The organism is Corynebacterium belfantii (assembly GCF_041898185.1).
In the GTDB taxonomy this organism is placed as follows: domain Bacteria; phylum Actinomycetota; class Actinomycetes; order Mycobacteriales; family Mycobacteriaceae; genus Corynebacterium; species Corynebacterium belfantii.
In genome coordinates this window covers 465,434-477,567 of sequence record NZ_CP157823.1, presented here as the reverse complement: position 1 = coordinate 477,567, position 12,134 = coordinate 465,434, and the positions used below count along the sequence as shown (strand labels likewise).

Annotated in this window: 11 protein-coding genes and 2 pseudogenes; 2 read left to right on the top strand and 11 right to left on the bottom strand. The window is 54.4% G+C overall.

The features are described 5' to 3' along the window. Nucleotides 1-77 precede the first annotated feature (77 nt). The 3 genes and pseudogenes from ptsP to nagE form a co-directional block, all read right to left on the bottom strand. Nucleotides 78-1,745: a phosphoenolpyruvate--protein phosphotransferase gene (ptsP, locus tag ABMV07_RS02560; RefSeq protein WP_234915109.1), complete on the bottom strand. Its 1,668-nt coding sequence runs from the start codon at nucleotides 1,743-1,745 to the stop codon at nucleotides 78-80. 13 nt (nucleotides 1,746-1,758) lie between these two features. Beyond that, nucleotides 1,759-2,022 carry an HPr family phosphocarrier protein gene (locus tag ABMV07_RS02555; protein WP_088267577.1) on the bottom strand — a complete coding sequence of 88 codons (264 nt, stop codon included), beginning with the start codon at nucleotides 2,020-2,022 and terminating at the stop codon, nucleotides 1,759-1,761. A gap of 15 nt (nucleotides 2,023-2,037) precedes the next feature. Then, nucleotides 2,038-4,091 (bottom strand): annotated as a pseudogene (gene nagE / locus ABMV07_RS02550) (N-acetylglucosamine-specific PTS transporter subunit IIBC). 211 nt (nucleotides 4,092-4,302) lie between these two features. On the opposite strand from nagE, the pseudogene ABMV07_RS02545 reads away from it, so the two are divergent. Continuing rightward, nucleotides 4,303-5,503, top strand: a pseudogene (locus ABMV07_RS02545) (IS3 family transposase). Nucleotides 5,504-5,586: 83 nt separating this feature from the next. On the opposite strand, the gene ABMV07_RS02540 reads toward ABMV07_RS02545, so the two are convergent. From ABMV07_RS02540 to ABMV07_RS02515, 6 genes are all read right to left on the bottom strand, one after another. Continuing rightward, a complete protein-coding gene (locus ABMV07_RS02540; protein WP_196977584.1) occupies nucleotides 5,587-5,796 on the bottom strand; it encodes a helix-turn-helix domain-containing protein in 210 nt (69 codons plus the stop codon). Nucleotides 5,797-5,802: 6 nt separating this feature from the next. Further along, entirely contained in the window at nucleotides 5,803-6,459 is a 657-nt protein-coding gene (locus ABMV07_RS02535) for a TIGR02391 family protein (protein WP_374064843.1), read from the bottom strand. 71 nt (nucleotides 6,460-6,530) lie between these two features. Next, nucleotides 6,531-6,965: an N-6 DNA methylase gene (locus ABMV07_RS02530; RefSeq protein WP_374064842.1), complete on the bottom strand. Its 435-nt coding sequence runs from the start codon at nucleotides 6,963-6,965 to the stop codon at nucleotides 6,531-6,533. Nucleotides 6,966-6,981: 16 nt separating this feature from the next. Next, nucleotides 6,982-7,314, bottom strand: a complete 333-nt coding sequence (locus ABMV07_RS02525) for a type I restriction-modification system subunit M N-terminal domain-containing protein (protein WP_229255053.1) — start codon at nucleotides 7,312-7,314, stop codon at nucleotides 6,982-6,984. A gap of 149 nt (nucleotides 7,315-7,463) precedes the next feature. After that, on the bottom strand, nucleotides 7,464-7,817 hold the full coding sequence (locus tag ABMV07_RS02520) for a cupin domain-containing protein (RefSeq protein ID WP_088266338.1): 354 nt from the start codon (nucleotides 7,815-7,817) through the stop codon (nucleotides 7,464-7,466). Between the two features lie 2 nt (nucleotides 7,818-7,819). Further along, complete coding sequence (locus tag ABMV07_RS02515) at nucleotides 7,820-8,650, bottom strand: class I SAM-dependent methyltransferase (RefSeq protein ID WP_088266339.1); 831 nt, start codon at nucleotides 8,648-8,650, stop codon at nucleotides 7,820-7,822. Nucleotides 8,651-8,772: 122 nt separating this feature from the next. Between ABMV07_RS02515 and ABMV07_RS02510 the strand changes: the two genes are divergently transcribed. Next, a complete protein-coding gene (locus tag ABMV07_RS02510; protein ID WP_272938438.1) occupies nucleotides 8,773-9,387 on the top strand; it encodes a cation transporter in 615 nt (204 codons plus the stop codon). A 160-nt stretch (nucleotides 9,388-9,547) separates the two neighbouring features. On the opposite strand, the gene ABMV07_RS02505 is transcribed toward ABMV07_RS02510, so the two are convergent. Beyond that, nucleotides 9,548-10,738 carry a L,D-transpeptidase family protein gene (locus ABMV07_RS02505; protein WP_374064841.1) on the bottom strand — a complete coding sequence of 397 codons (1,191 nt, stop codon included), beginning with the start codon at nucleotides 10,736-10,738 and terminating at the stop codon, nucleotides 9,548-9,550. Between the two features lie 212 nt (nucleotides 10,739-10,950). Continuing rightward, nucleotides 10,951-12,110, bottom strand: a protein-coding gene (locus ABMV07_RS02500) for an IS3 family transposase (RefSeq protein ID WP_374065000.1) whose coding sequence is annotated in 2 segments (ribosomal slippage) — nucleotides 10,951-11,835 and nucleotides 11,838-12,110 — 1,158 coding nt in all. Because the reading frame shifts where the segments join, the coding sequence is not laid out codon by codon here. Between the last annotated feature and the right edge of the window lie 24 nt (nucleotides 12,111-12,134).

Here is a 12,134-nt window from a genome sequence, read left to right as displayed (position 1 = left end):
AGTTAATCGCTTGCGCCCCCTAATCTAAGCGTCACTGGGCCGACTACGTTGAGGATTCTTAAACTGCGGAGGTGCTGTTAGGCCACGATGCTCCGCAGGGTTGGATTGGCGGCTGCTAGAGCTGCGGCGCGGGCCTCATCAGCTGTGTCCGCATCCCTGGCTGCGCGCGCAATCCGCTGGCAATCTTCCAGGGAGTGCAATGCTAATGCGGCTCGCACGGCTGGAATCTTTCGTGGAGCCATCGACAGCGTGGCCACGCCAAGTCCAACGAGGACGACGGCTAGCAGGGGATCTCCACCAGCTTCACCGCACACGCCGACAGGGACGTCGGCCTCGCCGGCCGCGGCAAACAGATCCAGAACGGCTGGTTGCCACGGGTTCAGCAACTGGGCGTGTACAGCATCTGTGCGGTCAGCAGCCATCGTGTACTGCGCCAAATCGTTTGATCCAATCGAGAAGAAATCCACAACCTTCGCGAGTTTCTTGGCGCGTAGTGCGGCTGCCGGCACCTCAATCATGATGCCGACGCATTTCAGACCGGCAGCCCGTGCATGATCAGCGAACCAGCGGGCTTCCTCAACAGTGGACACCATTGGAGCCATCACCCACAGGTCAGCATCCGTCTGGCTATCCGCAGCTGCAAGAGCCTGCAGTTGCGTGTCAATCAAATCTTCGCGAACCATTGATAGGCGCAGGCCGCGCTGTCCGAGCGCCGGGTTTTCCTCTTCACGAGTTGAGGCAAACGCAAGCGGCTTGTCAGCGCCTGCATCTAGCGTGCGGACAACAACCTTGCGGTCACCCATCGCGCGGAGAACGCGCGTGTACTCCTTCGTCTGCTCCTCAAGTGTTGGCGCTGAAGCTTTTCCGAGGAACATGAACTCGGTGCGGAACAAGCCGATACCTTCAACGTCCTCGTTCTGTCCTGCAAACACGGCATCTGAAACCGTGCCAATGTTGGCGAGCAGTCCCACGTGATGCCCATCCGAAGTGGCACCGGCACCAGAGAACTGGTTAATCATGTCCTCACGCGCAGCGGCGAACGATTCAAGTTCTGAAACGGCTGCCTCATCGGGTTCCACAAACACAACGCCGGCGTTGCCATCAATTGCGACCATTTGGCCATCTTCTAGGCGATCTGCATCTGTAACGTGCACAATAGCGGGAATCCCAAGTTGCGCGCACAAAATCGCGGCGTGCGACGTAACTCCGCCCTCGCGCATGATGATCCCAAGGACTTTATTAACGTCCATGGTTGCCGTATCGGCGGGGGAGAGGTCGCGCGCGACGAGGATGGCAGGTTCGGAAAGTTCCGGGATCCCCGGCGCGGGTTGGCCCAACAACTTGGCAATCACGCGGTCGCGCACGTCGTACAGGTCGGTTACACGCTCAGCGAAATAGCCGCCCAGGCGCATGAACTTCGCCGCGTATTCTTCCACGGCCAAATGCACTGAGGCAGTCACGCCGTGGGACTTCAACTGCTTGATGCTGGCCTTCGCTAGCCCTTTATCCTTGGCAAGCGAGGCCGTGGTCTGCAAAATCTTTTTCGACTCTTCCGGGGAATCCTCGGCAAACGCCTTCAGATCCTCGGAAACGCCGAGGAGAGCCTGGCGGATACGCTCACCGTCAGATTCTATATCTGTACTTGGCTGTTCAGACTGGTCATACCCAGGCGCTTCAGTCACCCGAACTACTGGGGCATGAGCAATACCCAGACTAACACCAATACCGGTCAACGTATCCGCCAAAATCGGTCTCTCCTTAACTTTCTAGATCCTGGCTGAGTAGCTCAACAAGCCTGTCGAGGTCCGCAGCCGCTTCATCTTCTTCAGCAGACAGAGTTACTTCATCGCCGTGCATCGCACCAAGTGCCATGACGTCAAGAATCGAAGTGGCATCCGCCTCTTCGCCGTCGAAGCTGATCGTGATGTCGTAATCGGATTCCTCAGCTGCATCCACAAAAATGGATGCGGGCCGAGCATGTAGGCCGACCTTCGAGGCGATCTTAACGGTTCTGGTAACCATATTCTTCGCTTTCGCTTACGCTAACTTGACCTTGCAACACACTTTGGAAAGAACTGCGTCTCCCTCCGTGATATCGACCTTTGCGACCTGCTTCTTCTTGGTGAAAACCACCGGAGTTACCAGGTCTTTGCCTGCAGCGCGAACCGCGGCAGCGTCGACTCGAATAATCGGTTCTCCAGCCTTAACGCTTGTGCCCTTGGGGACGAGTTGTTCAAAGCCCTTCCCTCCAAGCTCAACGGTTCCCAAACCAATGTGAACCAGTACGTCAAGGCCTTCCGAAGTTTGAATTGCAAACGCGTGCAAAGTCTTAAAAGTCTTTGACACAGTTCCATCAACCGGAGCGAGGACGTCTAGCGTCTCAACTTCGTTAGGAACTACCGCGTATCCTTCGCCCAGCATTCGCTGCTGGAACATTTCATCGGGAACGTCATCAAAAGAAACAACGTGCCCTTCGAAAACCGGGTAAAGTTCGATTTCTTTCTTGCCAAGGCCAAACATTAGACTTCCTTTTCACCCTCCAGTGAAACTTCAGAGGCTTTAAGAAGATCTGCGACGTCGTCGTAAACGAACTGCACATCCGGGCCGATTACAACCTGGACGGAGTACTGGGACGGCCGGATGATACCGGCAACGCCAGCGCTCTTAATAGTCTTCTCTGAAACCTTCACATTGTCATTAACTACGGTGCGAAGACGGGTTGCGCAGTAATCAATCGACTTGATGTTTGCAGCGCCGCCAAGACCCTCAATGATGGTCTTAGCGATATCCGAGGCCTCGCCGGCCTTAACTTCCATTGCACCAGAATCGACGTCATCACCACGACCAGGCGTCTTCAGGTTGAACACACCGATCAGTAAGTAGAAGATGCCGAAGTAGATGAAGAAGTAGATAACACCTAGGAATAGAAGCATGTACCACTTGTTTGCGATCGGGTTCTGCGCAGACAGGATCATGTCAACAAAACCAGCCGAGAAGCCGAAGCCTGCAGTCCAATGGAAGGTCGCCGCAATGAATACCGAAATACCGGTGAGGAGGGCGTGAACCAGGTACAGAGCCGGAGCGAGGAACATGAAGGAGAACTCGAGGGGCTCGGTAACACCAGTGAAGAACGAAGCAAGAGCGCCAGCCAGCATAAGCGAAGCAACAGTCTTCTTCGCCTTGGAATCAGCGCGCAGGTACATTGCCAGAGCAGCACCCGGAAGGCCGAACATCATGACGGGGAAGAAGCCAGCCTGGTAGCGGCCAACAACACCTACAACCTCACAGCTTGAACCGGTCCACATGCCCGGGCAGGAAGCCGCATCCGTAGCTGCAGCAGCGTCTGCGAGCGTGGCGGCGCCACCGAGGAACTTACCAATATCGTTAATGCCGATGATGTCGAACCAGAAGATCGAGTTCAAAGCGTGGTGCAGACCCGTTGGGATCAGCAGGCGGTTTACAACAGCGTAAATACCCGCACCGATCGCACCCATGCCCTGGATTGCTTCACCGAAGTTGAACAGTGCCGAGTACAGCAGCGGCCACAGCAGGAACAGGGCACCTGCAAGCAGAATCGAGAACAGCGACGTCATAATCGGGACGAGGCGACGGCCCGAGAAGAACGCGAGGAACTCCGGTAGTCGAGTCTTGTGGAAGCGGTTGTAGCACCATGCAGCTAGCAGGCCAACCAAAATACCGAACAGCACGTTCTTACCGTTGACAGCCGCCCAACCTTGGGAAGCCCAAGCAAGTGCCTGCTCGTCAGTCAGATTTTCGAGGTCGATGCCCTTAAAGCCTGCAACCTTTTCCGGAGCGAGCAGAAGGGTGACTGTTGCGAATCCCAAGAAACCGGACAGTGCGGACGCACCGTTGTGGTCGCGTGCAAGTCCGAATGCAATCGCAATAGCAAAGATCCAGCCGAGGTTATCCAGAACAGCTGCGCCAGCAGTAATCAGAACTGCTGCTACCCAGTTGTTTGCACCCCAACCGTCCGGGTCAATCCAATAACCAATACCCATGAGGATCGCTGCGACTGGCATGACTGCCACAGCACCCATTAGGGCCTTACCGAGCTTTTGCAAGCTCTCCATTATTTTGCCTCCCACGACGAAGGCTCCTCTCGTGTGTTGTGTTATGCGGAAGTGTCTTGGGGCCTGACCCACGGAAAGTGGACACGTCGGGGGTTAGCTATGCTGCTTTAGTCAGTGTAGCTGAATTAAGCGCTTCGAAGTCGGGCCTGACCCCCGTTTGGTGGACACCTAACATCCCAACATTCTGGGACAGAAAGGTAATCTCCACACCATGCCAAGCAAGACCTACACCGAGGAGTTCCAGCGTGACGCGGTCGCCTTGTATGAGAACTCCACGGGGCTTCAACCCAGACCATCGCCACTGATCTTGGTATCAACCGGGCCACCTTGGCGAACTGGGTGAAAAAGTATGGAACTAAAACCCGTGCCACCAGCCCTGCGACTGAGAAATCCCCCTCTGCTTCAGTGACCGAAGCTGAGCAGATCCGGCAACTACAACGTGAAAACACCCGGTTGAGGCAAGAGCGCGATATCCTGCGGAAAGCTGCGAAATATTTCGCGGAAGAGACGAACTGGTGATCCGCTTCCGGTTCGTTGACGACGTCTCCACGACCTACTCGGTTAAGCGGTTATGCGAGGTCCTAGGGCTTAATAAGTCCTCGTATTACAAATGGAAAAGAACTGCTCCTCTGAGGAAGAAACGCCTGCTCAAGGACTCGCTTCTTGGCACCAGAGTCAAGACCGTGTTCATCACTGAACGCGGCTACTACGGGGCAAAACGCATCACCGCCGAACTCAAGGACCAGACTGGTCATGAACCGGTGAATCATAAGCGGGTCGCCCGGATAATGCGCTCGTTGAAGCTGTTTGGCTATACAAAGAAACGCAAGGTCACCACCACCGTATCCGATCAAAAGAAACCAGTGTTTCCTGACTTAGTGGGCCGGAAGTTCACCGCCGACAAGCCTAACCAAGTTTACGTTGGGGACATTACCTACCTGCCGATTGCAGATGGGTCGAATATGTACCTGGCCACGGTCATTGATTGCTATTCACGCAGATTGGTGGGGTTTTCCATCGCAGACCATATGCATACCTCCCTAGTCCAGGAGGCGCTAAAAATGGCTAAAGGCCAACGAGGGAGCCTTGCGGGTGCAATTTTTCACTCGGACCACGGAAGTGTGTATACCTCGAACGCGTTCCAGAACACCTGTAAGGACCTCGGGATCAGACAGTCGATGGGATCAATGGGAACCAGTACGGATAATGCTTTGGCGGAGTCGTTCAACGCGACGATGAAGCGGGAAATTCTTCAGGATTCCAAGACCTTTGAGAATCAATTGCGCTGTCGCCGGGATGTATTCCGCTGGTGCACCAGGTATAACACCACTCGCCGGCGTTCCTGGTGTAAATATCTCACGCCAGCGGTGTTTGAGGAACGCGGTCCTGCTATCCTGAAATCTGCTTCTTGATTAAATCCTCCGTGTCTACCAAACGGGGTCGGGCCCCAGGTCCTTGCTTCTTGACGTCAATCTGAGACATGGGGCAGGTTCCTTTAAGCTTCTTCTTTAGGGATTACTTGGACAATGTCGCCAATCTGGCAGCTGAGGACCTGGCAGATGCGTAGGAGCACGTCGGTGGTGACGTTGTCGCCGTTGTTGAGCCTGGCCATCGTGGTGGACGACAGTTTGGCTTCCTCGCGCAGGTCTTGTTTGAGCTTGTCCTTCCAGTTTGCAGTCGGAGATACACAGAAAGCACCATTCAAGGAGCTTTAGTCACTGTCGAGCCTTCGGTGAAGCAAGCTGGCAAGCGCTAAGTACTCGAGCGCTTCCTGAGGATCCTGCTCTGCAGCAAGCTCGTGTGCTGCAGGCTTTCTGATGCCTAACATTGCACCGCGAAATAAAGCGTGGAACCCAGCTTGCTCATCTTCACCAGAACGCCCCTCATGCCGCGCAACCGAGAACTTCGGGTCTTTACCCGCGAAGGCCTCGTCCATCAGCTTCGTGCCTGAATTATCAGAGTCCAGAAGACCACGAACGCGTACCTCAAGAGACACAAAGGCCTCAGTTACAGCCCTACTGTAATGGCCATCAGCGAAGAGCTTTCCTGCTGACTCAATGACATGAGGGTGAAGGTTCTCAACGGTGAGACGTCGAATAGGTGCCACACGCGGAGGACCCTTTTTGTCAAGGTGCGCCTCGGTGTAGGCCATGTCAGCAAACGGGCCGCCAGGTAGGTCGTTAATGATCACCCGAGTAACGATGTAATGGAACTTTCCACCACGTGGATCGGGAAATTCTATGCGATCGCCTTCGTAGACCGGGGTTTCGGTACCGAAGTAGGCCTCCTCGATTCCTTGATCGTTGAGGACGACAGACTCGTAGTCAGCGCGACTATCGGTGCCTGAGGAGCTGCTGATAACGGTCACCGTTCGTGTTCCGCCTTGACGAATCAGTGGGGGCAACGGCACATGAACCACCTCTTTTCTATTTGAACCAATCAGGCGACCAAAACACAGTTCGCGCGCATTTGTATCCATTGTGGAATGAAAGCTTCATACACGCCATTCACTTTGGTTTTCCCCACCAAAGTGAGGCGGGCAAGCAGTTCAGAAACGTCTTGCGGGGTGAAGAACTCGCCACCCGACTTACCTGCCGAAGACGCATACATCGTCATCAAAAACTCGTAAGCATCCCCAAACATGTCAATAGAATGAGAGCTGAAATCACCAAGTGGCAAGTTTCCAATCTCATTCAAAATCCGCACCAGCTTCGCATTACGAGCCGCCACAGTATTACCAAGCTTCGCGCTGTTCACATCCAAGTCATCGAACAAGCCTTTAATGTCGCCCTCTGACTGGGAACCAACAGCAGACCCTTCAATATTGCGAAAAACCTGCTCTAGCCGCTCATTCAAATCAGGGTCAGCAGCCACGTTCTTGCGCACATTCTCAAAAAGCTCGGACGGGCGAATGAAAAAAGCCTAGCTCTGCAACTGAACTATCGCGACCATACTCGGCTAGATCATCGGGAAGGTGAACGTAGTCAAAATCGGGATCCGTTTCGCGCTCCAGCCGATTCACGTGTTGAACAAAACGTTCGGAAATGAAACGGTAAAACAACATACCTAGCACGTACTGCTTGAAATCCCAACCATCTACAGACCCCGCGTAAATCATTAGCAATACGCCAAATAGTCCGATGTAGCTCTTGTCTTTGAGCATCACTACCCACAACAAACTCCCAATACCACTAACCAGTTTTAACGCCGCAACGGGCTGCATTCATAAGGATAACGAGGGAGTAGGACAAAGATTGTGTGCAACATGCACTAAAGGAGTTTGGCTGGCCCACACCCTTTTGAAATAGTCCTCAAAAAATGCGCAGGAGCGGACAGAACCGGCCCACTCCTGCGCAAATTGGCGTGGCGTACTTAGTTCGCTGGCGGCCGGCTCATCATGTAAAGCACCATTTTTGCTTTGGTTAGTGCCTTAACTGTGTGAGGAAGGCGCGTAGGAAAATGCACCATTCCGCCGGGATGCAACGTCACCGTTTTACCATCCCCACTGATTTCGAGTTCACCTTCAAGGGCTTGCACAATCACCGGCATTGCGGCAGTATGCTCGGATAGTTCTTCTCCCTCGTCGAACGAGAACAACACCACGTTCACCCCTTCGGCGCGCATCACCGTTGTAGAAGTGGTTGAGTTCGCACAATACTCAACACGCTGCGCCAGGTTTTCGATAAACCCCAGCGCTGCGGCTGATGATGGTTTGGGCTCAGTCATAGTCAGCTCTCCTTTTCCTCCAGGTTGGTGGTGGGTTTTCGTGCGACGATAGCGATGCCGGTCAGATTATCACGGTAGTCGTTGAACGTTGCGCGCATATCCAATACGCGGCGACGCAACTCCTTATCACGCGCAACGTTACGCAAAATCCGCACAACACCGCCTACACCTTCATCAGCGAGGTTGCGGCGCGGAGACAGTAAAGCCATCGGCTCATACCCCACCCACTCGATACTGAAACCCGCCTGTTCTAACAAACCACACCACTCACCGCGAGTGAGGGGGCGAGCATTAACCCTAATCGTGCGGGCAAGGCGCCGGCGCAACTGGTCCGCAAGCTCCGCGTCAATGCTGTCAGGAGTCAGGCCAAGCTCGTGGATCGCATAACAACCACCAGGCTCAAGCAGTCGGAAAGCTTCAGCGATGATCTCTCGCTTACCTTTATCACCTTGCATGGTCAGCATCGCTTCACCAACCACAACCTGAGCTGATTCAGCCTCAAGGCCGGTGGATTGCACATCAGCATTCACAACTGTGCCCCTAGGCCCTACCGCGGTCTGCACTCGTGCGGCAGCATCTGGATCTTGGTCCACGCCCGTATACGAGGCAATTCCACGCTCAAGCATGAGCGTGGCCGTACGTCCCAAACCCGGAGCGAATTCCAACACTTTCTTGCCAGATAGGCCAGCCGCATCCAACATTCGGTTTGTTAGTTTCAATCCACCCGGGCGTAAAACCCGCTTGCCTGCGCGGGCAAGCACCCAATGGCCTGCCGCAACACTAGTTGACCTGTCACTTTGCGGGAGGCGGGGTTCGCTCTTATTTGTGTCCATAACACCAACAGTACTAGAACAGCCCAGTTAAGCCTAACCTAAGTTGATTATTTGTGTTGTTGAAGAAGCCTACGCAGCCCCCACTCACTAGCTTCACCAGTAGCTAGGTAGAATCAGTGCCCGTGTATACCGCCCAAAATCTTGACACTCGTGCTCGGCAAATCGTTGCCTGGGTAGCCATCCTCAATCTTGCCGGCTTCATAATCGAACTGGTCATCGCCTCAATCATCGGTTCGGCAGCCCTATTTGCTGACGCAGCTGACTTCCTCGAAGACTTCCTAATAAACATGCTTGTACTCACCGCCCTTGGATGGTCTGTAACGAGCAGACGAAAAGCCAGCTATGGGCTGGCCGGCCTCATCCTTATCCCTGCTGTTGCCGCACTCGGCACCGCCATTTGGAAAATGGTGTCCGGACAGCCACCAGAACCCCTCGCCCTGTCAGTAACCGCGATCCTCGCAATGCTCATCAACCTTGCCAGCGCACTGCTCCTACTCCAACTAAGCAAACACGAAACCGCGCTAGTTCGAGGAGCTTGGCTTGCGGCGCGCAACGACGTCCTCGCAAACCTATTAATCCTTGCAGCGGGCATCGTCACCCTGTTCTGGTTCAACCCCTGGCCAGACATCATGGTTGGCCTCGTGATTGGCATAATCAACCTTTCAGCCGCGGCCGAAGTGTTCGAACAAGCTCGGGCAGAAAACCCTGAACTTGAACTCGACGACGATGATGATTAACCGCAGCTGACAGCCAAATAACACTGCTGTGCAGGTGAAGCTGTCGTGCAAACGAGGCTACTAACAGTACAAGCATCCCCCGAAGCGAAACCAAAAACGGATTCGCGCCGAGGGAGTGTTATTGAAAGTGTTTGCGGCCTATCTTTATTTGAGGCTGCTTCTAATAGTGGGACATTACGGAAGTGCCCAGGTCTGCCCAATGGTAAATCCACTCCGCGTCAGACGTTGGCGTATTCACACAACCATGCGAGCCACCCGGCCCCGTCCACCCGAACGTGCGCTGCCACGGCGCCGCATGAATCGAATAAGACCCGTGGAAGTATGACACCCAAGGAACATCCGGCTCCACATAGCGTGAACCATCATCATTCAGGCCGCGCATCGTCTGGCTCTCATACTGCAAATACACGTTGAAATGCCCGTCCACCGTGGGCGAGGACGGCTTGCCTGGAACAATCGGAATCGGGCCGCGCACAACCTCAGTGCCCTCGTAGCACGTCATCTGGGCGGTAGTGAGGTTAATGTCAATCCACTTCTCACCCGGCGCCGCCGGGTAGGGCAGGTTCTCAGCACCCGGAGCAATCTTGCGCTGCTCATAGCTGTGCTGAACCTCGTCGTAATCAAACGACCCACTAAACGGCTTACCCGCCTGCACGGCCTGCACCACCTGGCCGGAAACAGCGTCAAGATTGTTGACCTTCCAGCCCTTCTTGCCTTCCAGCGCGTTAATCAGTACCTTGCCGTTCTCATCCACGTTTTGAATGCCGGGCGTGGGATCCTCATTCGTCTTATCCGCAATCTGTGAAACCCAACCCGCAATCGCTGCCGCGTCAAACGAGGGGGCTAAACCGTTGGAAGCGTCAAAAGAGACCCACTTCGCAATGTCGTCGCGGGTGGCCTCGTATGATTCGATGCCGTCACCAAGCTCTACGGAAGCGTTCACTAGATCGTTTGCTTGTCCAGCTGCGGATTCAGCTTGCGCAGTGCCAACTTGTGGTTCGCGCTGCGCCACAGAAATCTGCGCCGAAACTGAGCCGGTCAGCTCCGTTGCAGCGTCCTCAACTATTTGGCACACCTGGTCCGCATCAACAGCCATGCCCGCCGCGCCAGGAGCGGCCACAAAATGGTCGCCATTCCAAGAAACGGACGCTTCCTTTGTAAGAGACGACGTGTTCGCGTTCAACGACTCAACAAACTGCGCGAACGCGGACTCATCCGCATTCACAGAAGCTGGAATATGTCGAGACGACACCAGCCCGCTAGCACGGCTCCAAATCGAAGCGGAAGGCTCAAGCGAGGCCTGCGTCGTTTTAGCCGAATCAACACTAAAACCCGTGTCAGCCAAGGGCACGCTCACGGTTTTTCCCTCAATAGTTAGATCGAGGTTGCATTCACCTGCAACAGCCTCCACCTGCTGCTGGATCTGACTGGACGTCTTACCGCCTACATCAATGCCTGCAACGGTAGTGCGGGGTAGAGCCTTCGCGCTATAGGTTTGAAGTGTCCCGGGTTTTGTTCCGTTGGGTCTGCTGAGGGTTTGGTTGACAGTTTTCCTTCTGATTTTTAGGCCGCAAGGGATGCGGCTGGTTCCATGATTGTTTCGTATTCGATTGGTGTCAATTTACCCAGTGCTCGTTGCCGTCTTTTCCTGTGATATGTCCGTTCAATCCAGTGAGTGATCGCGGCAGATAGTTCACGGCGCCTGTTCCAAAAGCCACGATCAAGAACGTTCTTTTGTACAAGAGCGAAGAAAGATTCCATCGCAGCGTTATCCCCACACGCTCCAACTCTGCCCATAGATCCCTTCGCGCCGTAAGATTTCAGCGCGGCACGGAATTTTCTAGAACGAAATTGCGAGCCACGATCAGAGTGAATGATTACGCCATGGGGATTGCCTCGTTTCCTCATCGCATCATCGAGCGCCGCCACCACGAGGCGTGATTTCATCCGCCCACCGGTCGCATAGCCCACGATTCTTCGCGAGCACAGGTCTTTGATCGCACACAGATACAGCTTGCCCTCTTTGGTCCAATGCTCCGCAATATCTGTAACCCACGCAACGTTGAGCGCATCAGCGTGGAAGTGACGCTGTAACAGGTCATCATGTACTGGAGCACCCGACTTCTTCCCACGCGACTTACGCCTAGCGATCACCGAGAACACCTGAGCATGAGAACACAAACGCCATACTCGACGCTCAGAAATCTCTATCCCTTGATCATGGAGCTCGTCTGCTATCAGGCGGTAACCAAATTCAGGATCGTCACTGTGAATCTGGCGAATCTTGTCTATAAGTTCTACTTCTTGGGCTTGCCTGTCCGAAACTGGCTTAGCAGCCCATTTATAAAACGCTTGGCGGGAAAACCCCAGTACCCGAGCCGCTACCGTCACGGTCGCCTTACCTGCCTTGATCAGCTTTTCCACGGTCGGGAAGACCCTTTTGGGCGAATCACCTCTTGAGACAGGTACGCCGCCGCTGCACGTAGCACTTCGTTTTCCATCTCCAACTCGCGAATCCGTTTCAAAGCCTGGCGCATCTCTTTAGCCACTACCGGATCAGCACACGGTTGCATCCCCTGAGCCTGCAACCTCGCATCAGTAATCCATTTTTGCAACGAGGAACGCGAGATCCCTAAATCAGCACACACCTGACGGCGAGAGATCCCAGACTCCACCAACGCCACGGCATCAGCTTTGAACTGCTCTGAATACAACTTCGACATAATCAACATCCTTCCCTGCCCCGC